This is a genomic window from Rhodococcus sp. NPDC077669, from assembly GCF_040686915.1.
Lineage (GTDB): Bacteria > Actinomycetota > Actinomycetes > Mycobacteriales > Mycobacteriaceae > Rhodococcoides > Rhodococcoides fascians.
Map to the genome: position 1 here is coordinate 47102 of NZ_JBFBMD010000008.1, position 24687 is coordinate 71788.

Genomic DNA, 24687 nt, shown 5'->3' on the forward strand with positions numbered 1-24687 from the left:
GTCAGCTACCGGTGAATTGGGCCGGACGCTTCTCGAACACCGAGGTGATGGCCTCGGTGAGATCGTGCGAGGCGAGGAAAGCCGCGTTCCAGGCCGCGACGAATCTCAGCGAGTCGTCGACGCTCGCCGACCGGGAATGGTCGAGGACGGTCTTGATGCCCTGCACCACCAGGGGCGGGTTCGCAGCAATGGCCGCGGCGCACTCGCGGGCGGCCGCGAGGACGGCATCGTGGTCCTCGAACACGTCGTTGACCAGGCCGATCTTCTCGGCGCGCGCCGCGTCGATGTCCTTGCCGGTCAACGCGAGCTCACGCATGTGGCCGTCGCCGATGATCGCGGGGAGTCGAGCGAGAGATCCCATGTCGGCGACGATCGCGACACGCACCTCGCGGACGCTGAACTTCGCGTCGGCGCTGGCATATCGCACGTCGGCGGCGGTGATGAGGTCGACGCCGCCACCGATGCACCAGCCCTGCACTGCGGCGACGACGGGCTTGCGGCAGTCCGCCACGGCGTTGACGGCCTTCTGCATCGTCTTGATGGTGTCGTGGAACGTGGTCCTGGGTCCGGCGAGTGCTTGGTCGGCCATCAGCGGTCCGAACGTTCCGGCCATGGCCGGCAGGTCGAGACCGTAGGTGAAGTTCCTTCCGGAGCCCGCGAGAACCACGGCCCGTACCTCTGGATCGGCATCGAGTCGGTCGAACAGTTCTGGGCATTCGCTCCAGAAATCAGGGCCCATGGCGTTGCCCTTGTTCGGCCCGAGAAGTGTCACGTGCGCGATGTGGTCTGCGATCTCCACAGAGAATGCGGTCCAGTTCCGTTCGGTCATGCTGCAAGCCTAGCGGCAGATGCAGCAGTACCTACAGGGCGTGTTACGCCGAGTAACGTCTGCGCTAAGAGCCTGCTCAGCTATGGCAATGACCGACTCCGGTCTTCCATCATTCATGCATGTTGATGCATCAGGGGTTGGGTCTCGAGACATTCAACGATCTGCCGCGTCGCAAGGCGGTCCACGCGCTCTACGAGTGCTGTTGCTCGGTTGCCTGGGCCTCACGTCTCGCCGACGGCCGCCCGTACCGGTCGCGGGACGAGTTGTTCACCGCGGCGGCCGCCGAGCTGAACGAGTTGTCCGACAACGTCATCGACGCCTTGGCCGCGACGCTGCCCGAGCCGAACAAGATGTGCACGACCATGGACGCAGAATCACGTAGCGCCCTGGGCACCGCAGCGCGCGCGTACGAATCGAAATTCGGCTGGCGGTACGTCTCGAACCTGATGATGGCTCCCGACGGTTTCGAACCCAGGGACGTGCTGATGGAGCTCGGCCATCGACTCGACAACGACGAACCGACCGAACGGCTGGTCATGCGCAGGGAGTTGGTCGAGATCGATCACCGTCGCCTCGGCCGACTGTTGGGTCCCGAAGGCGGCTGGCCGCCGTACTGACACCGCGAAATCAGCCGAACAGGCCGACAACTCGACCGATCAGGCCACCGGCGATCACGATCGCCAACAATGCCACCAGAACGATGACGACGATCGGCATCACGCGACTGCGCTGCGGCGGTTCGTGGTTGGGCCCACCGACTGCTGTCTCGGCTGGAGGAGTATCGCCCGGCGTCACGCTACCGCCCGCTTCGAGGCCGGCAGTCTCATCGGGTTCTGGATTCTGAGCAGTCATGAACCCGGAGTACCCGGTAGCGCAGCCCTCAATCGAGCTGTGCTCTGGCTATCGCTCCGGCGAACAGTTCCGACACGGCATCGGCGATGACGGACCGGTCGATCTCCTCCGGATCCACCGAATGTTCCACGGCCAATCCGGAGATCAACGCAGCCAAGGACATCGCGAGGCGTCGAGCATCGAACGCCTCCCCCACACCCCACTGCACCGCTCGATCGGCGATGAGTCGTTCGAGCTCGGAGCGGAGGGCACGACGGTCGGTGCGGTAGCGCTCGGCAATCACCGGGTCACGGCCCGCGAGAATCCCGAATTCGACGGTCAGTAGTGGCCACCGCGGCTCGGCGACCACCCAGGACGCGATTTCGCCGCCGCCGGCTCCCGCAGCCGCCTGCGGGTCCAGGTCGGACACGTGAGCGAGTACTCGGGCGGCGAGGTCGAGTGATCGCTGTGCCAGCAGTTCGGCGAACAGCCCTTGCTTGGAATCGAAGTTGGAATACACGGCCCCCTTCGTGAACCCGGCCCGATCGGCAATGTCGGTGAGCTTGGCCGCCGCGTATCCGCGCTCGGTGAACTCGTCGGCCGCTGCGGCGAGCAGTCGTTCTCGCACATCGGTGCGCTGCGGCCTGCGCTGTGGCTGTGTCGATCGCCACTCTTCTTGCTGCTCGGCATTCACGATACCTAGAGTATTGAATACCTCGGGTATCGACAAGGTCTTCGAGTCTCGACATGTTCAGGAGCACTTTTCATGCGCAAGATGTCACTACTCGCCGCCGCAGTGCTGGTGCTGCAACTCGGCTTCATCCTCAGCTACGTGTCGGCGTTCCATCAGCCGACTCCCCACGCGATTCCGATCGCCGTGGTGACCGAGGCCGGGCTTCCCGCCGGCCTGGACCAGCAGACCGCCGACCGCCTCGACGCCATCGACGGTGCGCCGCTCGACGCGCGTACGGCAGTGGACACCGCCGAGGTTCGCACTCTGCTCCGCGATCGGGACATCCTCGGTGCCTACGTCGTCGGCTCGAGCGGCACCGACACACTGATCACCGCGAGCGCTGCCGGCAGCTCGGTGGCGACCGCCCTCGAATCGATCTTCACCGAGGTCGATGCCGCTCAGGGACGCCAATTCGTGGTGCGTGACGAGATCCCGGTCGGCGTGCATGACAACCGTGGATTGTCCGGCTTCTACCTGTCGGTGGGCTGGGTCGTCGGCGGCTACCTCCTCGCGGCCGCCTTCGGTCTGCTCATCGGGGCACCGACGACCCGACGCGAAACCTGTGTCCACGTCGGCATTCTCGCCGCGTACTCGATTGCCTCGGGCGCACTGGGAGCACTGCTGACCACCCACGTACTCGGAACCTTTGCCGGACACTGGTTTCCGCTCACCGTGCTGGGCACCGGGGTCGTCTTCGCCACCGGACTGTTCACGATGGGCCTGCGAGCCCTGATCGGAGTGGCTGCGGTACCGGCGGCGATCGTGCTGTTCGTCATCCTCGGAAATCCCAGCGCTGGAGGCGCTTTCGGGGCCAACGTACTGCCGCATGTGTACGCGTCGATCGGCCGGTGGATCACCCCGGGCATCGGCACCGAAGGAGTGCGCAGCATCGTGTACTTCTCGGGTGCGGGGGTCGGGCAGCCGGCACTCGGACTGGGTCTCTACATCCTGATCGGCGTGCTGCTGATGGCTGCGGCAGCGGTTCTGCGCCGTCGTCGCAGCGCCGGTGAATCGATGCCGAGCCAGTAAAGTGGCATCCCATGACTGCCACATTCCCTCTGCCGATGCCCGATCTCGCTGTCCGCACACTCGGTGGCGCAGTGGTGTGGGCGAACGACGAGACGTTCGCCGAGAAGGAAAATCTGATCACACCGGGCAAAGCCGACTACTCGACCGCGACGTTCGGGCACAAGGGGCAGATCTACGACGGGTGGGAGACGCGGCGCCGACGCGAGGCCGGCTACGACGAGGCGATCGTGCGACTCGGAGCTGCCGGCATCGTGTCGGCCGTCATCGTCGATACGTCCTGGTTCACCGGCAACTATCCGCCGGAAGTTTCGATCGAGGCCGCCGAGGTGACCGGATTCCCGTCACCGACCGAGCTGTACGAGACGGAATGGACGACCATCGTCGCCCGTAGTGCCGTCGATGGCGACAGCGAGAACCGATTCGAAGTCGCGTCCGACGCCCGGTGGACGCACGTCAAGCTGTCCATCTACCCGGACGGCGGCGTCGCTCGGCTGCGAGTACTGGGCCGCGGCGTCCCGGACCCGAAGTTCCTCGCCGTCGGGCCCGTCGACCTGGCCGCGCTCGAGAACGGCGCATACGTGTCGGCCTGCTCCAACATGTTCTACAGCTCCCCCAACAATCTGCTGTTCCCCGGCCCGCCGCGCTCGATGGGCGAAGGCTGGGAGACCTCGCGTCGACGCAACGACGCCAACGACTGGGTGCAGGTGCAGCTCGGCGGCACGGGCCGAATCCGGCTGGCCGAGCTGGACACCAGTTGCTTCCTGGGCAACGCCCCCGGCGCGGCATCCCTGCAAGGGCGACTGGGCGACGGCGACTGGATCGAACTCTTGCCGCGAACGACACTGCAGCCCGACACTCGGCATCGCTTCGTTCTCGACCACGACACTCCGGTGTCGGAGGTGCGAATGGACATCTTCCCCGACGGGGGAATGGCGCGATTGAGACTGTTCGGTGATCTCGACCTGTCTGCGTAAACGGTCGTGTGGCAATAGGGTTGGGGCATGTCCCGGCTACTTCATCCGAATGCAGCCCACGTTGCCGACACCCTGATTTCTCGTGGTCATCACGGGGTGGTGGTGAACAGTCCCGAGGGCACCCACACCGCCGCCGACGCCGCAGCTGCGTTGGGCGTCGAGGTGGGTGCGATCGTGAAGTCGATGGTGTTTCTGCTCGACGACGAGCCGGTGTTGCTCCTGGTGTCCGGGGCTCACAATGTTCATCTCGAGCACACCGGTGAGCGTCTCGGCGGCACGCTCGCCCGGGCCGATCTGCGTACCGCCAAGCACGCCACCGGCCAGCCGATCGGGGGAATCGCTCCGGTGGGCCATCCGACGAATTTGGATACGTTCGTCGATCAGGACCTTGCGGCCCACCCCGAACTGTGGGCCGCGGCCGGGCACATCGACACGATCTTCCGCTCGTCGTACTCCGAGTTGCTGCGCATCACCGCAGGTCTGGCGATCGACGTCACCTGAGCTCGAACGACCTAGGACGCGAGGGTCGGGGCAATTCGGGGTGCGCTGAGGATCGCGTCGACGACGTCGGTGTCGAGGCGGGTGCCGCGCGATTCGAGGAGCGGCAACACTCCCGCGGCCAGGAACGTCGACTGCCGCTCGATCTCGCCGTGCACCTGCAGCGTCACGCCGTCGGCGACGTCGGCCGCGGTCACGTCGGAGATCAAACTTGCCAGTCCCGACGGGGTACCGACGTAGCGGATGGACGACGGGCTTGCCGGCGCGTCGAGTGCGGCGAATTCCCGACGGGCCGTCCTGGCGTCGGCAGCGATGTAGATCTCGAGATCGAGGAAGACCGCGAGATTGTCGGCCGATTCACCGCGGTCGACGGCTTCCGCGTGCAACCGGGCGCGTTGCTGCTGAGCTTCCCGCAGGTCCGAGGCAACGATTCTGACGGTGTTCACCTCGGGCCCGACGGTCAGCTCGGTCCAGACGTCAGCGGATTCGATGGCTATGCGGGTGTGATTGTGCGACATGAGTGGTGGTCCTGATTCGTCGGTCGGGATGCGCATGCGGACGGAGCGGAGCCGAACTCGAACACGACCCGGACGCAGTGCGGCACAGATCGACATACCTGTTGCACCAGTGGCGATTGCCACGCGACACGACACTCACGGTCATGACGCCATGCTAACTGCCTGTGGGGCTGCACGGGGATCCAACCCCGGCGGCCCCGTCGGCCAGGGCGGGGAACGGCCGAGGGTCCGGTACGGGGTTCCACCACCCGGCTTCTTCGGCGTAATCCCACGTCGGCCCGGACTCGACGAACGCTGCCAACGCGTCGACGAGTCGGTCCACGTCGGCCGAGGAACTGCCGAGACCGATACTGGCCCGCACGGCACCGTCGGCATGACCGAGCCGGCGCAGCAGCGGGTGGGCGCAGAACTTTCCGTCGCGCACTCCGATGCCGTGTTCGGCCGACAGGTACGCCGCCACTTCACCGGGGTCGTGGCCGGCGACAGTGAACGTGACGATGCCGACGACGTCGGGCGCGTCGGCCCACACCTGCAGCAGTTCGACACCCTTCAGTGCGGCCAACCCGTCCCGCAATCGGGTGGACAATTCCCGCTCGTGCGTCGTCGCGGCATCCTCGTCGAACGACGCGATGGCCTCGCACGCCGCCGCCAGCGCGACGACACCGAGCACGTTGGGCGTTCCCGCCTCGTGACGCTGCGGTGCGGGAGCCCAGTCGGTGTGCTCGATCGTCACACTGCGCACGGCACCGCCGCCGGCCAGGTGGGGCTCGCCCGCGTCGAGCCAATCACGGCTTCCCACAAGCACACCCGCGCCGAACGGGGCGTAGAGCTTGTGACCGGAGAACGCCAGATAGTCCACACCGAGTGCGGCGATGTCCACTCGACGGTGCGGAACGAGCTGTGCGCCGTCGACGACGATCCGGGCACCGTGGCGATGCGCGAGATCGGCCAGTTGCTCGATGGGGAGCACTTCGCCGGTGACGTTCGATGCACCCGTGATGGCCAGTAGCGCAGCAGGTTTCGCAGCCAGTTCGGCGTCGAGCCGGGCGAGCGTCTCGGCCAACGTCGATGCTGCGACCACCACTCGGCGATTACGCCACGGCAGGAGGTTGGCGTGGTGTTCGATATCGAGCACCACGGTATCTCCTGGCACGCACGCGGCCAACAGATTGAGCGAATCGGTGGTGTTGCGTGTGAACACGACCACTGAATTCGTCTGTGCACCAACGAATCCAGCCACGGTCTCACGCGCCTTCTCGTACGCCGCGGTGCACACCCGGGACGCGTAGCCGGCCCCGCGGTGCACGCTCGAATAGAACGGCAGCAACTCCGCGATCCGATCGGTCACTGCGGACAGCGCAGGCGCGCTGGCCGCGTAATCGAAATTGGCGTAGGTGCACGTGCCGCCGTGAACCAACGGAACCTGCAACTCCGTGCCGGAAACAGGGGCAAAAGGAGTGCAGGGACGGGAAAGTACAGACGTCATGACAGATCAAGCCCTCACGTTCGAGGGACCCGCAACGGAAGATATTCGTGAACGAGTCCGCGCTTGCCGCACCGATTGTTCGGTGTCAGCCTGGTCGTCACCCGGAGCACCCCACCGCGAAGGAGGGTTGCCGACCAGCAAGCCGGGGCTCGATGCTGGTACTCGTGACCGTGGTCAAGACACTGGCAAACCCGCCACGGTTTTGTCAAGCCGGGGATCGCTCCGACACAGCAGTAGGATTTCCGCGGTGGGAAGGCGCGCTCGTTCACCTGCTGGCAAACAGAACGTGAGATAACCAACGGCGCTGCTTTCCTCAGCACCACAAGAGTCATCTGCCAACGAACGAGAAGGACACCCGGTTGCCTGTGCACCAAGAGAACGATCTGCCGGGTTCGAGCACGGATATCGCACCTGCTCCGGCCGCGTTTCTCCGCTCGCCCCTTGCCCCGCCGGCCCGCACACTGATCGACGTACTACAAGAGACCGCCGATCGCTTCCCGGATGCACCCGCGATCGACGACGGGACGGTGTCGGTCAGCTACGCCGAACTGCTGGACGACATCGCCGAGGGTGCCCAGTGGCTCGCCGACGCCGGTGTCCGGCGCGGTGACCGCGTCGGCATCAGGATGCCGTCGGGGTCCTTCTCGCTCTATGTCGCGATTCTGTCGATCCTCGACGTCGGGGCTGCGTACGTACCCGTCGATGCCGACGATCCGGAAGAGCGCGCCGAACTGGTCTTCGGTGAGGCGCAGGTGACGGCCATCGTCACTGCGGGCGGAATCGCTGCCGGCACCGCGCCGAAACAGAATGCGCCCGAACTGGGTGCCGGTACTCCGGTGCCCGAGCTGCCCACACCCGAGGACGACGCGTGGGTGATCTTCACCTCGGGTTCGACCGGAACCCCCAAAGGTGTTGCAGTCAGCCACCGTAACGCCGCGGCATTCGTCGACGCCGAGGCCCGGATGTTCCTGCAGAAGGATCCGCTGGGACCAGGCGACCGAGTGCTCGCCGGCCTGTCGGTCGCGTTCGACGCCTCCTGCGAGGAGATGTGGCTGGCGTGGCGGCACGGCGCCTGCCTGGTGCCCGCCCCGCGCTCCCTGGTGCGATCCGGCTTCGACCTCGGTCCGTGGCTCGTCTCCCGAGACATCAGCGTCGTCTCGACGGTGCCTACTCTGGCGTCACTGTGGCCCGCCGTGGCACTGGAAGCGGTGCGGCTGTTGATCTTCGGCGGCGAAGCATGCCCACCCGAGCTGGCCGAGCGGCTGGCCGTCGAAGGCCGGGAAGTCTGGAACACCTACGGCCCCACCGAGGCGACGGTTGTCGCGTGCGCGTCCATCATGGACGGTAAAGGTCCGGTCCGCATCGGATTACCGCTGGACGGTTGGGATCTGGCGGTCGTCGACGCCTCGGGCACTCCGGTGGCGGTCGGCGAAGTGGGCGAGCTCGTCATCGGCGGCGTCGGCCTCGCCCGGTATCTCGATCCGGCCAAGGACGCCGAGAAGTACGCACCCATGCCCTCTCTCGGGTGGGACCGGGCGTATCGCAGCGGCGATCTGGTGAAGCTCGAGCTCGAAGGACTGCTGTTCCAGGGCCGCGCCGACGACCAGGTCAAGCTCGGCGGGCGACGCATCGAGCTGGGCGAGATAGACAATGCGCTGCAAGCACTTCCGGGCGTCGGCGGCGCGGCCGCGGCAGTCCGCAAGACCGCTGCGGGCAACTCGGTTCTGGTGGGATATCTCGCCAGTACCAATCCCGACTTCGACCTGGAGGCCGCGCGCGCCTTGTTGGCCGAGCAGTTGCCGTCGGCGCTCGTACCGCGGCTCGCGCTGGTCGACGAGATGCCCACACGTACCTCGGGCAAGGTCGACCGCAATGCGCTCCCGTGGCCGCTGCCCGGCATGGCGGGCGCGTCGGCGCTCGGAGGTACCGCGGGGTGGGTGGCCGAGTTGTGGACCAACATCCTCGGCGCTCAGGTCAACGACGAGAACGCCGACTTCTTCGCCAACGGTGGCGGATCACTGTCGGCCGCTCAGCTGGTGACGGCACTGCGCGAGCGGTTCCCCGAGATCACCGTCGCGCAGCTCTACGATCACCCGCGGTTGGGTTCTCTGGCACAGTATCTGGACGACCTGAAGCCTGTCGTGGAGGCAATCCCCCGCGACGTGGCACCGACGTCCCGCACCGCGCAGTGGGCGCAGATTCTGGCGACCGTGCCGTTGACGACGCTGACCGGGTTGCAGTGGGTCACCTGGCTCGGCCTGCTGTTCAACGTCATGGCCTGGTTCGACGACGTGCCGTGGGCTCCGACGTCGTCGTGGTGGTGGATTCTTCTCGCGTTCGTCCTGTTCATCACCCCGGTCGGGCGCATGGCCATCTCGGTGATCGGCTCGCGAATACTGCTGGCGGGGTTGAAACCCGGCGCATATCGACGCGGCGGCAGCATGCACATAAGGCTTTGGGCGGCAACGAGATTGACCGATGCCAGTGGCGCGTCCAACCTGTCGGGCGCACCGTGGATGGTCTATTACGCGCGCGCTCTCGGCTCGAAGATCGGCAAGGGCGTCGACCTGCACACCCTGCCGCCCGTCACCGGCATGCTCGAACTCGGCGACGGCTGCTCCATCGAACCCGAGGTCGACCTGTCCGGTCATTGGATCGACGGCGACCTCGTCTACATCGGCGGCATCGAGATCGGAGCGGGTGCCACTGTCGGCGCACGCTCCACGCTGCTGCCCGGCACCAAGGTCGGCAAGAACGCGGTCGTGACGGCCGGCTCCGCCGTCGTCGGACGAGTCAAGGCCGGCCAGATGTGGTCCGGCTCGCCCGCGCAGAAAGTGGGCAAGGCCGATCATCCGTGGCCGGCGGAGACCCCGCCGCGCGCCACCAAGTGGGTTTTCGCCTACGGCGTCGCGTCGCTGTTCCTCTCCGGCATGGCCCTGTTCTCCATCGGCGTCAGCCTGGTGCTGATGGGCTGGTGGATTCACACCGCGGACTCCGTGCTGGGGGCCTTCGAGCGCGGCTTGGTGATGCTGCCCGTCGCCACTCTGGTGTCGCTGGCGGTGTTCGCGCTGATCACCCTCGTCGCGGTCCGGTTGCTCGGCATCGGTCTCGTCGGCGGCTACCACCCCGTGCGCAGCCGCATCGGCTGGCAGGTGTGGGCCACCGAACGGTTGATGGATTCGGCGCGCACCTTCCTGTTCCCGCTCTACGCGTCGCTGCTGACACCGCATTGGCTCCGGTTGCTGGGCGCGAAGATCGGCAAGGACGTCGAGGCGTCGACAGTGCTGATGATTCCCAAGTTCACCACGGTCGCCGACGGCGCGTTCCTCGCCGACGACACCATGGTCGCGAGCTACGAACTCGGCGGCGGCTGGATGCACCTGGGCGACGCCAAGGTGGGCAAGCGGGCGTTCCTCGGAAACTCCGGCATGACGGGACCGGGGCGGACCGTCCCGAAGAACGGTCTCGTTGCGGTGCTGTCGGCAACACCGGACAAGGCGAAGTCGGGCTCGTCGTGGCTCGGTAGTCCACCGGTCCGGTTACGCCGCGCGGCAGGCAGTGCCGACTCGTCGCGGACGTTCGACCCGCCTCGCAAGTTGAAGATCGCCCGTTCACTCGTCGAGACGTGCCGGCTGATTCCCGTCGTCGTGACGTTCGGCATCGGCCTCGGTGTGCTGTTCGGACTGACCGCGATTGCCGACTCGATCGGCTACTGGCTCGCTGCCGCGCTCAGCGGTGTCGTGTTGCTAGTCGCCGGCTTCGTGGCTGCAGCGGTGTCGGCGGCCGCGAAGTGGCTGTGGGTGGGCCGGATCGGCAAGACCGACCATCCGCTGTGGAGTTCGTTCGTCTGGCGCAACGAGGTGGCCGACACGTTCGTCGAGACCGTCGCCGCACCGTGGTTCGCGCGCGCTGCCGAGGGCACCGCGGTGCTCAACATGTGGCTGCGGTGGCTCGGGGCGGACATCGGTCGAGGTGTGTGGTGCGAGACGTACTGGCTCCCGGAGGCAGACCTCGTGACGTTGGCCGACGGTGCGACGGTGAACCGAGGGTGCGTTGTGCAGACGCACCTGTTCCATGATCGGATCATGTCCATGGACACCGTCGATCTCGGCCGAGGCGCAACCCTGGGACCGCACTGTGTCGCTTTGCCTGCATCGGGTATAGGTGATGGTGCGACGGTGGGGCCTGCCTCTCTGGTGATGCGCGGCGATACGGTTCCCGCGCATACTCGTTGGCAGGGCAATCCGATCGCGCCGTGGGCCAAGGGTGATCCCTTTCCGCGGATTCGCGACGACCGAAACGAGGGGTGATCTTCAATGCCGGACAGGCTCGTGGCACCGGTGTTCGACGTCGACTCCAGTGACAATCCGATCGATACGTATCTTCCGCAGAACGGCAATCGCGGCTACCGCGTCTCGCGCTACGAACTCGACCTCGAGTACAAGGTCGAGAGCAACCGATTGACGGGCAAGGCGAAGATCACCGCGGTCACCACGGCGACGGTGTCGAAATTCGCGTTGGATCTCGGCCCGGCGATGAACGTGTCGAAGGTGTCGGTCAACGGGTCACGTTCGGTGAAGTTCAGCCACCAGCGGGGCAAGCTGAAGATCACTCCCGCCAAGCCCATTGCGTCCGGAGCGGCACTGGTGGTCACGGTGGCGTACGGCGGAACACCCAAGCCCATCAACGGTTTCTGGGGTGAGGTCGGCTGGGAGGAGCTCACCGAGGGATCGATCGTCGCGAGTCAGCCGAACGGTGCCGCATCGTGGTTTCCGTGTGACGACCACCCGGTGTCCAAGGCCAGCTACGGCATCACCATCACCACCGACTCGCCGTACTACGCGGTGGCCAACGGCACGTTGGTACGCAAGCAGACTCGGGCCAGCCGGACCACGTGGGTGTACGAGCAGCCCGAGCCGATGGCGAGTTATCTCGCGACCATTCAGATCGGGCCGTACGAGCATCGCGTCGTGAGCCCGGGGCCGGTGCCGATGAACGCGATCACGCCCCCGCGGCTACGAGCTCAGTTCGACCACGACTTCGGCCGTCAACCCCAGATGATGGACACCTTCGTACGGCTCTACGGCCCTTACCCTTTCGCGTCGTACACCGTGGTGGTGACCGACGACGATCTCGAAATCCCGGTCGAGGCGCAGGGCCTGTCCATCTTCGGTGCGAACCACTGTTCGGGTTCCCGATACTACGAGCGTCTGGTTGCACACGAATTGGCGCACCAGTGGTTCGGCAATTCCCTGACCCTCGGCAAGTGGGCAGACATCTGGCTGCACGAAGGATTCGCCTGCTACTCGGAGTGGATCTGGGCCGAGAACTCGGGCGGCGCAACGGCTCACGACAAGGCCAAGCGAGCTCACACCATCCAGCGAGGGCTCGCGATGGATCTGCAGCTCACCGATCCCGGGCCCGCCCGCATCTTCGACGACCGCGTCTACAAGCGGGGCGCGCTGGCCCTGCACGCACTGCGACGCACCATCGGCGACGAACGATTCTTCGGCCTGATCCAGGAATGGACCTCCAAATACCGCTACTCCACCGTGGCGACCGCCGACTTCACCGACCTCGCCTCTCGCTTCGGTTGCCCCCGAACCCTCTGGGACGCATGGCTTGTGGACACGCAATTGCCGTCGTTGCCGTAGATTCAGCGGGCAATCGGCTCCCCGGTTTCGGAAATGTGCCTCCGATCAGAGGCATATTTCCAAGTCTGGGGAGCCGATTGCCGTCAGCGATACGCGAGCGAGACCGCGAGGCCTGCCACGGCGTAGCCGTACAGCGCGACCGTCGCCGATGCCTGTCGCCAGAATCCTTGCGGGAACGTTGCCGCCCATCGTCCCTTGCCGTCCAGTTGCAGATCGCAGGGGAAGTCGCTGATGACCATCGCTGAAGCCGGTTGTTTCGAGTGCGCGAGCACCACACCGGTGGTGAACGGCAGTCCCCGAACGAACAGGTGCCCGCGCACATCCCCCGCTCGATAGCGCACCGTGGATTCCGTCAACGGTCCTGTGTACCGACGCCGTTGGACGTTCCACCCGGTGGCGTGTGCGAGTCGGAGGTTGCGATCGCCGCGTAGTGCCGTGTCCACGGTCTCGACGTGTGCGATCACTCCCCAGCGCAGCATCGACACCCACGAGGCGACCCGTCGGTAGCGAAACACCAGAGCCCCGACCACAACGATCGCGAACATGTACGGCACCAGCGCGGGATACCTCGACCAGCATGCGGCAGGCACGATCACCGCGACGAGAAACCAGTACGCTTCGTGTCGATTCCAAACCGTGACACCAACGATCAAAGCTGTCGGGGGCACCCGATACGGCGGGACCGTGCGCGAGGACTGCACCATGATGGCGCTGATCCTAGCCTCCCTCGTGCGCGTTGTGCGTCCCTCCAGGTACGCACAACGCGCACGACCCCTAGGTCAGGTGAGCGGACGTCTTCGATCGCACCACCAGGCCACACAGTGCCGCCATCACCGCGCCGAATCCGAAGATGATCGGATACGTGACCACCCCTGGCCAGGTCTCGGTCAGTGCCGACAGCACAGCGGGCACCGCGAAGCCGAGATACGTCAGCGAGTAGAACACCGCCGTGAGGCCGGCGAGATCGTCGGGGCCCGCAATGCGTTGCACCTCTTGCAGACCCGAAACCAGCGCCATGCCGTATCCGCACCCGAGCACCGCTGCCGCGATCAATGCCGCGGCGATGGTGAGCACCGACGCCGCCCACGCCGCGACAGCCATACCGACCACCAACAGAGACAGCGCAACCAGAGCGCCGCGCGCATTGGCGGGTGTGTCGATCCGACGCCCGACTGCCTGGATCGCGAAACCGGAGCCGAGGGCGATCACCGCCATCGCCGCGGACAGGGCGACGGGGTAACCGCCACCGGGCTCGTCGGCCAACGCGTCGGCCATCAGAGACGGCAGCACGGCATAGGCGACGCTGGCCGCACCGAAAACCCAGGGGGCCAGGGGCAACACGACGAACAGGAAGCGTCGATGCGACGCCGACGGAATTTTGAGATCGTCGACGAGGCTCTTCCTCCCCGATGATGTTGCGGCGCTCCGTGTCTCGGGGACCGACAGCATGCCGACGAACGCGGCGATGCAGATCAGCACGTGCACGCTGTACGCGAGGTGCGTCGGCCAGGGTGCCCACTGCGCCAGCACACCGGCGACGCCGGCTCCCAGGGCGAAGCCCGCCGTCAACGACATCGCGGCGCGGCGCGCTCCGGCACCGGGCTTGGCGGTGGCGTCGCGACTGGAAAGTTCCTTGACCCAGCTGCCGCCGACGGCCATACCGATTCCGAGCGCGACGCCGCTGAGCACTCGTCCGCCGAAGAGCATGTAGGCGTTGTCGGGTCCGAGGGCGATCAGAATGGACCCGGCCGCGGCAATTGCGGGCGCGGGCAACATGATCGGGCGTCGGCCGAGTCGATCGGACAACGGACCACAAATCAGCATCGCCGGAATGATGCCCAGAACGTACGCGAACAGGAACGTATCGACCACTACGGCAGAGAAGCCGTGGTCGAGTCGATACATCACCAAAAGCGGTGTGAATTCGTTGCCGCCCCAGGCGACGGCGAACATGCCGACGGCAACCAACAGCCAGCGTTTGGCCGTCGTCTCTCGGACGTCGTCGTCGATCATGGCCTCGGTCATCGTGTTCCCCCTCTGTCTGTGCGCAAGCCGTGCACCCTGAGCATGTGTTGTTCGACGGCTCGCTCGAATTCGTCTGCGTCCCCGGCTTCGATCAGGTCGGCGAGTCTGCGGTGGTCGTCGACGATGCGGGAGATCTGACCCGGATCACGGGTCAGGGATGCCGCTGTCATCCGCCGCTGTCGCTCGCGAAGTCCGTCGTAGAACGCGTCGAGCAACGGGTTGTTGCCGGCGCGGACGACGGTCCGATGGAAATCTGCGTCGGCGGCACTGAACTCCGCTGCGGTGCCGTCGACTGCGAGCTTGTCCTGGATTCGCAGGTTGTCGCGTAGCGCCTCGACCACTCGTGCGCGGGCATCCGCATCGCCGACGAAGGCGCGAACACTGCCGGCCTCGACCAATCGCCTCGCGTCGACGACGCTCTCCGCCTCACCCACCGCGATGGGGACGACCAGCGCCCCCCGCTTGGGATAGAGGCGCATCCATCCCTCGACCTGGAGGCGAAGGAACGCCTCGCGGACCGGTGTGCGGCTGATCTCGAGCCGCGTCGCGATCTCCCCTTCACTGACGAGCTCACCACCAGGAAGTTCCCCCGAAATGACGAGCTCCTTGACAGTCAGGTACGCCGTATCGGCTGCGGATCTCGTCTCGGACACAACATAGATACTAGATGCGCCTCAGCAGTCCACCCAACTCGACCTATCCCGACGGTCCACTCAACGTGACATTGACCGTCGAAAAGGCCACCACATGTCACATTGACTCCCCGAGGGGAGTCCAGAGGGGGAGCCAGCGGTCAGGGCACCCAGTGTCTGGCGGCGATGTCGTCGATCACCGGGTCTCCGTCGGGGGCTGCGTCCAATGCTTCGAGGTCGTCGCGCAGTGCGTTCAGGCGTGGGTCGTCCCCCTCGGCCTGCTCGGCTGCCGTGCCTCCGTTGTCGGCGATCTGGGCGAGCAGTTTCGCTCGCACCCGATCTCGCAGTGAGTCGCTCATTCGTCGTCACCCTTCTTGAAGACGCGTCGGGCCGTGGGGATGAGCGCGATGAGTACGCCCAGCAGCACGATGATCGAGAAGATTTGCAGCAGCACAGCAGCCTCCTATGGAGTGTCAGGTCGGGGCGAGTGCGCTGCCCCACGCAGTGTTGCGCACCACGGTGAACAAGACCAGTAGGGCCACGCCGACGACGACGGTCGGGCGACCGAAGCCAGGCAGCGACAGTGGCGTCTGGGTCCATCGTGCTCGAAGCCACGCGGCCCAGACACCGATCGCGACGACACCGAGCAGCACCGCCACGACGTTGCTCGACGCGGCAGCCGCGATGTCTCCGCGAGTGAGGTCGCCGAAAGCCCTGGTCGCACCGCAACCCGGACACCACAATCCGGTCAGGGCGTGGAACGGGCACGGCAGGTACGTCGAGGTTCGGGGATCGCGGACGTGCAGCAGCACAGCACCGCCGACTGCGGCCAGGCCGACGCCGAGAGGAGCGGCGATGCCGCGCGTCCGGGTTGCCATGACTATCGGTCCATCACGGTTCGACGATAATCGTCGCGGTCATATCGGGGTGCGGGGTGCAGTGGTAGGTGTAGGTGCCCGCGGTGTCGAAGGTGTGGGTGAACTGCCCCGACTGCATCAGTTCGCTGCGGAACGACTTGTCGTCGGCGACGACGTTGTGTGCCATCGCGCGGTCGGCGAACACCCAGGTCACGGTCTCGCCCGCCGTGATCGTCAGAGACTGCGGTGTGAACATCCGGTCGGCGACGGTCACCTGGTTCTCGGCAGCGGGCTCGGCGGGTGCGGCCGGGGTGGTCGAGGTGGAGCAGGCAGTCGCGGCCAATGTGATCGACAGTGCCGCGAGCAATCCGAGTGCCTTCATGACTCCGACGGTACCGAAGCGGCTCGTTCTCTCCGATCCAGCAGGTAGGTCGCCGTCAGCGCGATCGAGCGGTCCTCATCCTGAGTGAGCTCGCGCAGAGCCTGCGCCGCCGCCGGACCCGGAATGCTGGCCAGCGCCTGGGTCACACGTAGGCGCGCCGCAATCTCACTCGGGCCGCCCATGAGGGCCGCGACCGTGGAGTCTTCGTGGCCGAGCTCACCGAGCACGTCCGCCGCGTCCACGTCGTTCGTACCCTCGTGGACCATGTCGATCAGCACCGCAATCGCGTCGACGATTCCTCTAGTACCCAGTTCCAGCGCCGCGAGTCGTCGTACCTGCCCGTCCTCGTGGCCCAGCGCCTCCCGCAGCACCTCGGTGGCGTCGGGATGCGGAATTTCGACGACGGTATCGACGGCGCGGCGACGCACCTCGGGATCCGGTGAGTCGAGGCCCTGCCGCAGCGCCGCGACAGCATCGCTCCCGGTCTGCGCGAGTGCCCATCGCAGCGCGCCGGCGACGTTGGTGGCGGGCTCGCGCAGCACCGCCTCGGCCAGAGCCTCGGCCGGGATGGGGCGATCTCCGACGGACGCCAACGCCGCCGACTGCCGCTTCCCCGCGCTCACCGAGTCCAGGTCTCCGAGCATTCCGATGACACCGAGTACGTCCTCCCAATCTTCCGGTCGGGCGCTTCCGATGCGGCGCAACCGCGTCAGCAGCTCGGTATCTCGCGCGATGCGCTCTTCGGCTCGGGTAGCCAGCTCGTCGACGAGTCCCGTCGCCACGAAACTCGGATCGTCCAGCGCGCGTCCGACGTCGTGCAGGGACAACCCGAGCGACCGGAGCGATTCGACGTGGAACAGGCGACGAACGTCGGCCGGGGAGTATTCGCGGTAGCCGGTGCCAGTCCGCGAGGTCGGCTGCACGAGCCCGAGCCGGTCGTAGTGCCGGAGCATGCGCGCGCTGACTCCGGACCGCCGCGCCACCTCACCGATCAACATCTGCCTATCTCACCCCGTCGGGTCGGCTGCGCCAAGTGCATCGACGCGCTGGGCCTCGAACAACGCAAATCCGCTGTCGGGGTCTCGAAGCAGCGACTCCGTCGCCAGCGCGTGCGCGCGAACAGCAACATCCTTGCTCGACGCGGCTTCGCGCACCATCGGCTCGATCACCGACCCGAGTTCCACCAGTGCGCGGCTGAGGCTGCGCTGCATTTCCCGTCCGCCTCGTCCCAGCTGAGTGGACAGCGTCGTCGCCAACCACTGCTCGCTGCCCTCGGGGACCAGGACGACCGCCGCCCGCCACGCGCTCCGGGCCACCTCGTCGTCGGAGTCGGAGATGAGCGGCTCGGTGATCACCGGCCAGGCCGCCCGGTCCTTGACCTTGGACAACGTGTGCAACGCCTGGCTGCGAGCCTGCGCGCCGCCGGCACGCACTTCATGCATCAGCCTGGGCACCGTCGATGCAGCGGGGAGACGAATCAACGCCCACGTCAACATCTCTCGCACCTGGAAATCCGGTTCGACGGCGCAGCGCTCGAGCAGTGCGTCGAGAAATTCTGGGTTCTTCGATATTCCGATGTCGAGCGCGGCCCGAAGCCGCACGGAAGAGTTCTGGTGCCGAAGTGAGTCGATCATGGCCGTCAGCCAAGACCTTGTCACCGTGTGAAGGTCAAGCCCGGGTCAGGACGTCCGCGAGCGTCCGGTTCATGATGTTCAGCGCCCGCACCGCGACCCGCACCGGTCCGGGCGAGTTCGCGCTGGTGAGCAACACATCCAACACCGTTGTGTCGGTGACCTTCTCGGGCTGAACCACCCGCTTTCCCGCAATCGCTGCCTCGACCTGCCGAGCGGTGCCCCGCACCAGCGCCGCGGCGTCGCGAAGGGCGTGGGCCGTATCGGCCGAGGGTGCCGACTCCGGTTCGGCACGCGACGCCAGCACTCCGGCTCGCGCGAGTGCGTGGGCGGATCGGCCGCTGACGGTCAGCACCCGCAGTAATCGCTTCGCCCCTCGCCGGCTGCGGGTCGTCGGCCCGAGCACGAGCGGCTTCCCCGCCGTCACGACCTCCTTCAGCGCGTTGTCGAGCGTGCGCGTCGACGCCACGAGGTCGGTGGCGTTTCCTGGGGTGATCACCGATTCGACGCTGGTGTCGATCAGGGCGTCCAATTGGTCGAGATACGTATCGACCTTGTCCACCAATGTCTTTCGCGTCCCGGTCGAGAAGATGAAGTAGGCGGACGCGATACCGACGGCTCCACCGACTGCAGTCTCGATGATTCGTAGTTCGAGAACCTCGATACTGAACGTGCCGAGCAGCCCGTAGAGCATCGCGAGCAGAATGGTGACGAAGAACGACAGCAGCGCATACGCGACGGTCACCAGGTAGAACGCAAAGAACACACAGACGACGATGAGCACCAACTGAACGGATTGGTGATTGCCGACGAGTGCCGCGATCACCACTCCCGCAAGCACTCCCGCCATGGTGCCGAGGATGCGTTGGCCGGCTCTGGTCAGAATCTCACCGCGCGTCGACGCCCCCGTGAACACCAGGAACGCCGTCAGCACGGCCCAGTACCAACGATCCGGTGAGACCAGCTCCCCCAATACCGTTGCCGCGCTGGTCGCGACAGCAACCTGGATTGCCGCCTTGGTGCTGGGGTTCAGGCCGGCAGGCTTGTCCTTGTCCGCCGGAGCCTGTCGAGGACTCGACGTGACAGCCACCGCATTGGTGGTGATGTGATGAATGGCGATGTGTGCCTGCACCGCTCGTTGCGCGGATACCGTCGCGATACCGGCGGGGGTCGACGGGTCGGCGCGCTCGGCCGCCGTGGCGGCCAACCGTCGGGCGGCCTTGAGTTGCTCGGCGGACGGGGCGTTCTGCAGGCACGATCCCAGCGCGGTGGTCGCTTGCCCCAGCGCGGTCGGCCACGGCTTGGCCGGATCGAGAGCCCACAGTGAGCTGACGAGTTGTTCGGTGGCGATCTGGGCGTCGAACACACGAAGCGACAGATCGGTACTCGTCACGCTGAGCAGTTGTCCCGCGTCGTGACGGTCGAGCCAGTCGTCGATCATCAGGGCGGTGTTTCCGAGCCGATCGAGCCTGCGCCGCAACAGTTCCAGATCACGGTCCTCACGCGCCGATGCCGCTGCGAGCACCGATTCCGATACCGCTCGCATGGCGTAGAGCAGCCGCCGCACCTCCACGATCGGTCGGTCCGGAAAGACCACCGCCCGTACGAACAGAGCGATGAGCACTCCGCCGACGATCGCCGCGATCAGCATCGGCACTTGCCCCGGGGTCGCCTGAAGGAACAACGCGAAGAAGTACGAGATGAACGCGACCATGCCGAGCGCGGTGCCACGGGGTCCGAATCTGCGCACCCATACGGCCGCGAACAACACCGCGATGAATCCGACGTCGGCCACCGCGCCGAGCCGCGAGAGCAGCGCCGCGACCGTCACTGCCGCCGAGGCGGGCAGCACCATCAGGGCGGTGGTGACGAGCCGGCTGTGCTGGTCTTTGTCCTTGACCGACGCCGACGCCTGCATCGCCACCACGGTGCCGAGCATCGCCACGGTCACCGGCTGGCCGATGACGCGAGTACCGAGCAGCAGGACCACCATCGCGAGCAACACCGTCAGCGTCGTCGCCGAGGCACCGCGCAGCCGTAACTGCCCGGGATCCGACGCGTCGAGGATGCGGGCGAGGCGGTTCATTCCCCGATTCTGCGCTACGGCTCAGCCCCGTGCGGCCCGGATAGCGGGGGCCGACGAATGCGGTAGCAGCCTGTTCATGTCCGCCGGCGTGATCACGTCGACCGTCGCCGACTCGTCCAGCCGATAGGGCTGGGTGGAGATGATGCCGGCGAGGTGCTTGCGCAGGCGCGACATCTCGGCCCGCACGGTGATCGCGCGGCCGTCGTCGCCGAAGAGGTCGGCAGCCATCTGCGACGCGGTGCGTCCCTGCCGGTGGATGGCCAGCAGGTACAGAATCTCGGCGTGCCGGGGCGTCGGCTCGTGGGTCCACTCCCCCACCTCGCTGCGCACCTCGATACGAGGCTTCTGCGAATCGCGCAGGTCGATGCGAATCGTCGTCGTGTTACCGGACTCCGCGACGAACGAGTCCGCCGACTCGCCAGGAGTGGAGCCGGCGGAACGACCATGAGAAGTGGGTCGCACCAGCCATCCACCGGGCAGGGGTTCGAAGTCGCACACCCCGAGGCTCGGCAGCCAGAAGCGTCCCGTCGCGAGGTCCTCGGGCAGCAGGATGCGATTGCGCAGTGCCACCGATTCGACGGCCGCGACCCACCCGTTCGCGTCGACGGCCAGCGCCGGGGACTGCAGGCGCGCCAGCATCGGTGCGGCCACCGAACGCAGTCGATCCAGGGTGGTTCGGTGAATCTCGCGCAACTGCGATTCCGCCAACCTCGCCACGGCGTCGACCAGGGCGATGGTGGTGGGGTGCACCGTCTTGGCCGGCCCGCTGACGTCGATGGCTCCGAGCACCTGGCCGGTACGCGGATCGCGAATGGGGGCTCCGGCACAGGTCCACGAATGATGGCTGCGCACATAGTGTTCGGCCGAGAAGATCTGCACAGCGCGGCGTGAGACCAATGCTGTCCCGATGGCATTGGTGCCCACCGAATCCTCGGCCCAGTTGGCCCCTTCGACGAACCCGAGACCGTCGGCGCGGTCGAGCACCGACGTCGATCCGCTGCGCCACAGCACTCGACCGTTCCGATCGGCGACGACGAGAATGTTGTCGCCGTCCTGCACCACCGATTCCAGGCCACGGGCGAGGTCGTCCAGAATGTCGAACAACCCCGATTCCCGTCGACTGAACTCGAGATCGGACGCGTCCATCTGTCTCTCGGCAGGATTGCCCAGTTCCGGGTCGATACCGAGGGTCTGCAACCGCCGCCAGGAGTCACCGATGACCTCGCGGGGACGCGCGGGAGACTTCCCGCCGGTCATGGTCGCGTCGTACACGGCAGTGAGAATCTGCGCGTAGCGGCGCGGGTCTTCGCCGGCCGCCAGCGCAGGTTCAGGGCCTGTCGACTGCGTCATCGCTGTCAATTGTGCTCCAGCTCACAAAGCGGATTCATGCGGGGTCACCGGTAGACCAAACCACCATCGATCAACGGTGCCTGTCCGGTCATGTAATCCGAGTCGGGTCCGGCGAGATACGAGACGAACGCGGCGACGTCCTCGGGAGTCTGCGCCCGACCGAGAGCGATACCGCCGACGAACTTGTCGTAGGTCTCCCCCTCGGCGGCACCGGTCAGCTCGGCGAAGCGCTTGTCGATGGTCACCCACATGTCGGTGCCGACAACGCCGGGGCAGTACGCGTTGACGGTGATGCCGTCCGAGGCGTACTCCTTGGCCGCAGCCTGGGTCAATGCCCGGACCGCGAATTTCGTTGCGCTGTAGACCCCGAGCATCGCGAACCCGTCGTGGCCTGCGATCGAGGAAGCGTTGATGATCTTGCCCTTCTGGCCGAGCGCCTTGAATGTGGCTGCCGCAGCTTGAATTCCCCAGAGCACACCGTCGACGTTGACGGCCCAGATCTTCTTCGTGTCTTCCGGGCGGACGTGGTCGAGCGGCGCGACCTGTGCGATACCGGCATTGTTGACGATGACGTCGAAGCCGCCGAGCGCTTGATGGGTATGTTCGACGGCCGCGAACACTTGATCGCGATCACTGACGTCGGCGACGAATGTCGTTGCCTTCGAGCCTGTTCGACGCACCTCGTCGGCCACGTCGGCGATCTTGTCCTCGGCCAGGTCGACCAGCGCGATGTCGTGCCCGTCGTTGGCCAACCGCAATGCGATCGCCCGTCCGATTCCCTGACCGGCTCCCGTCACCAACACCGCGCTCATGCGGGTGCACCCGTCGAGGGGTCGACCAGAACTTTCATCTTGGTGCCTGCATGCAGCGCCTCGAATCCGTCGTCGATGACGCCGTCGAGCGTGATCTTGTCCACCCAGCCCGTCGTGTCGTAGTGGCCCTGGCTCATCAGATCGATGACGGCCTCGTAATCGGCGGAGGTGTAGCAGAGCGATCCCTGGATGCGGGATTCGTTCATGACGAGCTTCTGCAGCGGTGTGGTGAGCGGCTTTTCGTAAATTGCGACGCTGACGAGCGGTTTGCGAGCACCGATGCAGCCCAGCGCGGTCTCGACGGCCGGTTGCACACCGGCCGCGTCGTAGATGGCGTCGGCCCCGTTGCCGTCGGTCAGATCGGCGATGAAGGCGGGCACGTCCACTGCCGTCGGGTCGAGGGTCTTGGCACCGAGCGCTTCGATCGAGGCGCGACGCGTCGGCGACGGTTCGACGACGTAGACGTTGTCGAGTCCCTTACCGCGCAACGCGAACCACAGGCCGATACCGATGGGGCCGGCACCGAACACCATCGCGGTGTCCTCGGGCTTCGGATCACCGAGTGTCGCAGCGTGATAGGCAACCGACATCGGTTCGACGAGGGCACCGAGTTCGAGGGAGACGTTGTCGGGTAGGGCGTGAATCATGTCCGTGGGGACCACGGTGTATTCGGCCATTCCGCCGTCGGACATCAGTCCGTGGAAGCCGATCTGCGCGCAGATGTTGTAGTTACCTGCCCGGCAGGGTCCGCAGTGTCCACAGCGGTAGAGCGGTTCGATGGCAACGCGATCGCCGACCGAGATGCCGGTGACACCCGTGCCGAGCTCGGTGACCGTGCCCGAGAACTCGTGTCCGAGCACCAGGGGCATCTCCTGGCCGGTCAGCGGATGCGGCGAGGTGGGGATGAAGATGGGGCCTGCGTAGTACTCGTGCAGGTCGGTTCCGCAGATTCCGTTGAACCCGACCTTGACCTTGACCTGCCCCGCACCGGGATTCGGCTCGGGTACGTCGGTGATCTCCACCTTGTTCGGGCCGTAATACACAGCTGCACGCATCGGTTCTCACTCCTGACTGAATTGGATGCACACAGGTTTATGTGACGACGACCACTTCCGACAGGGTTGCAGTGCGTTGCATCGAATCGGTCGCACTGCAACCTCCCGCAACCCTGACGGGTGGGCTGTGATTCAGCTCATAGTGACGGCGACCCTGTCGACCCACCGAGAAGAGACCCCCATGACCGCAACCGCAGACCGACCCCTCGACGAGCCGAAAACGGCGTCAGCACAGGGCAACTGGCTCATATTCGGACTGGCCAACCTCGCCGTGGTCATGGCCGTGTCGCTGGCGACCTGGTATGTGCTCGCCGATCCCACCACCAGTCCCTGGAACTTCTATCCGCTGCCGTTCAACGCCGCGCTGTTCTGGGCCATTCTCTTCATCGTGTTCATCGGATTCGATTGTGAATTTGCCGGATTCGACTCTCTGAAACAACCGATGCGCGGGCTCGCGATCCTGACTTCGACGGCGGTGTTCGCCGTTGCCGTCACCTGGATCCTCGGCAGCGGCCTCGGGGCGTTGTACCCGGATTTCGCCGGTTCTCGCGAGGGCGGGCTCGGCTACTTCGCCGGAGCGCTGTTCGTGCTGTTCGGATTCGGCACCTGGGTCATGGTGGTCCTCAACTGGCAGCACTGGCCGTGGACCGTGCTGCGCATGAAGCAACCGCTGATCGGGCTGTGCGAGATCGCATTCGTCGCCGTCCCGACCCTCGCGTTGTACTTCGTGTTCGGACTGCCGTCGGTCTCGCTCTCGGCCACCGATCCACTGATGTCCGTGGACACCGCACTCGGCTGGTTCTACTCGATCGTCGTCTCGGTGATCCTGACCGGCCAGACCCTGGACAACTGGCCCTGGAAATTGGCCGGCGGCGGCGGACGGACCGCACTGGCGGCCACCGTCGGCAACGCGGTGCTCGGCACTGCCATCTACTTCCTGATGGTTCCGCTCGCGAAGCTACTCGTCGGTTCGGAAGCCACCGCAGAACTCGGCACGGTGATCAACCAGTTCCCGGCGCAGATCGGAGTCTGCTGGGCATTCTGGATGATCTTTTGGGCGAACGGCTTCGGCAATCGCTTCCCGGCGGCGGGACGCGCAGTACTGACTTTCGCGCTGGCTATCGGCACGTTCCTGGCCTACTACTACGTTCTTGCCGAGCACGTGCTCCACGAACCCGTCGTCGCGGCCGGCATCTCCGGCAACGCACTGGGCTTCGTCGACTGGCTGGTGCTGTGGACATTGATCTACGTCGTTGGATTCCAGTCGTTGGGGTTGAAGAAGCTGTCACCGGCATGAGCCGCTGC

24 protein-coding genes and 1 riboswitch are annotated in these 24687 nt (G+C 66.0%); of the genes, 7 read left to right on the top strand and 17 right to left on the bottom strand.

Annotation, left to right across the window (positions count from 1 at the left end):
- Position 1: 1 nt before the first annotated feature.
- A complete protein-coding gene (locus AB0P23_RS12045; protein WP_032373857.1) occupies positions 2-829 on the bottom strand; it encodes a crotonase/enoyl-CoA hydratase family protein in 828 nt (275 codons plus the stop codon).
- A gap of 119 nt (positions 830-948) precedes the next feature.
- Between AB0P23_RS12045 and AB0P23_RS12050 the strand changes: the two genes are divergently transcribed.
- A complete protein-coding gene (locus tag AB0P23_RS12050) occupies positions 949-1446 on the top strand; it encodes a 2-oxo-4-hydroxy-4-carboxy-5-ureidoimidazoline decarboxylase (RefSeq protein WP_032369380.1) in 498 nt (165 codons plus the stop codon).
- A gap of 10 nt (positions 1447-1456) precedes the next feature.
- Here the strand turns inward: AB0P23_RS12050 and AB0P23_RS12055 are convergent, their stop codons facing one another.
- The gene (locus AB0P23_RS12055; RefSeq protein ID WP_027494384.1) at positions 1457-1681 is read right to left on the bottom strand and encodes a DUF6480 family protein; all 225 of its coding nucleotides are present in this window, start codon (positions 1679-1681) and stop codon (positions 1457-1459) included.
- Positions 1682-1709: 28 nt separating this feature from the next.
- Positions 1710-2288, bottom strand: coding sequence for a TetR/AcrR family transcriptional regulator (locus AB0P23_RS12060; RefSeq protein WP_032373887.1), 579 nt, complete (start codon positions 2286-2288; stop codon positions 1710-1712).
- 138 nt (positions 2289-2426) lie between these two features.
- Between AB0P23_RS12060 and AB0P23_RS12065 the strand changes: the two genes are divergently transcribed.
- From AB0P23_RS12065 to AB0P23_RS12075, 3 genes are read left to right on the top strand one after another with little or no spacing between them, the layout of a single operon-like run.
- Complete coding sequence (locus AB0P23_RS12065) at positions 2427-3422, top strand: hypothetical protein (protein WP_032373856.1); 996 nt, start codon at positions 2427-2429, stop codon at positions 3420-3422.
- Between the two features lie 11 nt (positions 3423-3433).
- Positions 3434-4396: an allantoicase gene (gene alc, locus AB0P23_RS12070; RefSeq protein ID WP_032373855.1), complete on the top strand. Its 963-nt coding sequence runs from the start codon at positions 3434-3436 to the stop codon at positions 4394-4396.
- A gap of 27 nt (positions 4397-4423) precedes the next feature.
- Positions 4424-4897 carry a YbaK/EbsC family protein gene (locus AB0P23_RS12075; RefSeq protein ID WP_027494387.1) on the top strand — a complete coding sequence of 158 codons (474 nt, stop codon included), beginning with the start codon at positions 4424-4426 and terminating at the stop codon, positions 4895-4897.
- Positions 4898-4908: 11 nt separating this feature from the next.
- Here the strand turns inward: AB0P23_RS12075 and AB0P23_RS12080 are convergent, their stop codons facing one another.
- Together AB0P23_RS12080 and AB0P23_RS12085 are read right to left on the bottom strand one after the other, a co-directional pair.
- Positions 4909-5412, bottom strand: coding sequence for a hypothetical protein (locus tag AB0P23_RS12080; protein ID WP_032373886.1), 504 nt, complete (start codon positions 5410-5412; stop codon positions 4909-4911).
- Positions 5413-5566: 154 nt separating this feature from the next.
- The gene (locus tag AB0P23_RS12085; protein ID WP_032373853.1) at positions 5567-6898 is read right to left on the bottom strand and encodes an aminotransferase class V-fold PLP-dependent enzyme; all 1332 of its coding nucleotides are present in this window, start codon (positions 6896-6898) and stop codon (positions 5567-5569) included.
- A 54-nt stretch (positions 6899-6952) separates the two neighbouring features.
- Positions 6953-7068: riboswitch (SAM riboswitch) on the bottom strand.
- A 195-nt stretch (positions 7069-7263) separates the two neighbouring features.
- Between AB0P23_RS12085 and AB0P23_RS12090 the strand changes: the two genes are divergently transcribed.
- On the top strand, positions 7264-11208 hold the full coding sequence (locus AB0P23_RS12090; RefSeq protein WP_363797784.1) for a Pls/PosA family non-ribosomal peptide synthetase: 3945 nt from the start codon (positions 7264-7266) through the stop codon (positions 11206-11208).
- Positions 11209-11214: 6 nt separating this feature from the next.
- Positions 11215-12552: a M1 family metallopeptidase gene (locus AB0P23_RS12095; protein ID WP_032373852.1), complete on the top strand. Its 1338-nt coding sequence runs from the start codon at positions 11215-11217 to the stop codon at positions 12550-12552.
- An 83-nt stretch (positions 12553-12635) separates the two neighbouring features.
- On the opposite strand, the gene AB0P23_RS12100 is transcribed toward AB0P23_RS12095, so the two are convergent.
- The 12 genes from AB0P23_RS12100 to AB0P23_RS12155 all read right to left on the bottom strand — a co-directional run bounded on the left by AB0P23_RS12100 (position 12636) and on the right by AB0P23_RS12155 (position 23382).
- Positions 12636-13097: a hypothetical protein gene (locus tag AB0P23_RS12100; protein WP_197077458.1), complete on the bottom strand. Its 462-nt coding sequence runs from the start codon at positions 13095-13097 to the stop codon at positions 12636-12638.
- 229 nt (positions 13098-13326) lie between these two features.
- A complete protein-coding gene (locus AB0P23_RS12105) occupies positions 13327-14577 on the bottom strand; it encodes an MFS transporter (protein ID WP_032373850.1) in 1251 nt (416 codons plus the stop codon).
- A complete protein-coding gene (locus tag AB0P23_RS12110) occupies positions 14574-15230 on the bottom strand; it encodes a GntR family transcriptional regulator (RefSeq protein ID WP_032369373.1) in 657 nt (218 codons plus the stop codon). The genes AB0P23_RS12105 and AB0P23_RS12110 overlap by 4 nt, the downstream gene beginning before the upstream one ends.
- Before the next feature lie 140 nt (positions 15231-15370).
- Complete coding sequence (locus tag AB0P23_RS12115) at positions 15371-15568, bottom strand: hypothetical protein (protein WP_032399608.1); 198 nt, start codon at positions 15566-15568, stop codon at positions 15371-15373.
- Between the two features lie 114 nt (positions 15569-15682).
- Positions 15683-16087 carry a DUF2752 domain-containing protein gene (locus AB0P23_RS12120; RefSeq protein WP_032399609.1) on the bottom strand — a complete coding sequence of 135 codons (405 nt, stop codon included), beginning with the start codon at positions 16085-16087 and terminating at the stop codon, positions 15683-15685.
- 13 nt (positions 16088-16100) lie between these two features.
- On the bottom strand, positions 16101-16448 hold the full coding sequence (locus tag AB0P23_RS12125; protein WP_032369371.1) for a plastocyanin/azurin family copper-binding protein: 348 nt from the start codon (positions 16446-16448) through the stop codon (positions 16101-16103).
- Positions 16445-17446: a HEAT repeat domain-containing protein gene (locus AB0P23_RS12130; RefSeq protein ID WP_032399610.1), complete on the bottom strand. Its 1002-nt coding sequence runs from the start codon at positions 17444-17446 to the stop codon at positions 16445-16447. Before AB0P23_RS12130 ends, AB0P23_RS12125 begins: the two co-directional genes overlap by 4 nt.
- Before the next feature lie 9 nt (positions 17447-17455).
- Positions 17456-18082, bottom strand: a complete 627-nt coding sequence (locus AB0P23_RS12135; protein WP_052061342.1) for a HEAT repeat domain-containing protein — start codon at positions 18080-18082, stop codon at positions 17456-17458.
- 34 nt (positions 18083-18116) lie between these two features.
- Complete coding sequence (locus tag AB0P23_RS12140) at positions 18117-20165, bottom strand: FUSC family protein (RefSeq protein WP_032399612.1); 2049 nt, start codon at positions 20163-20165, stop codon at positions 18117-18119.
- 21 nt (positions 20166-20186) lie between these two features.
- A complete protein-coding gene (locus AB0P23_RS12145) occupies positions 20187-21515 on the bottom strand; it encodes a GAF domain-containing protein (protein WP_027494399.1) in 1329 nt (442 codons plus the stop codon).
- Positions 21516-21559: 44 nt separating this feature from the next.
- Positions 21560-22327 (bottom strand): acetoin reductase, encoded by a 768-nt coding sequence (locus AB0P23_RS12150; RefSeq protein WP_032399613.1) that lies wholly within the window; start codon positions 22325-22327, stop codon positions 21560-21562.
- Entirely contained in the window at positions 22324-23382 is a 1059-nt protein-coding gene (locus tag AB0P23_RS12155; protein ID WP_032364498.1) for a 2,3-butanediol dehydrogenase, read from the bottom strand. The genes AB0P23_RS12150 and AB0P23_RS12155 overlap by 4 nt, the downstream gene beginning before the upstream one ends.
- A 181-nt stretch (positions 23383-23563) precedes the next feature.
- Here AB0P23_RS12155 and AB0P23_RS12160 point away from each other — a divergent pair, with 181 nt between their 5' ends.
- Positions 23564-24679 (top strand): hypothetical protein, encoded by a 1116-nt coding sequence (locus AB0P23_RS12160; protein ID WP_032369365.1) that lies wholly within the window; start codon positions 23564-23566, stop codon positions 24677-24679.
- The last annotated feature ends 8 nt before the right edge of the window (positions 24680-24687 follow it).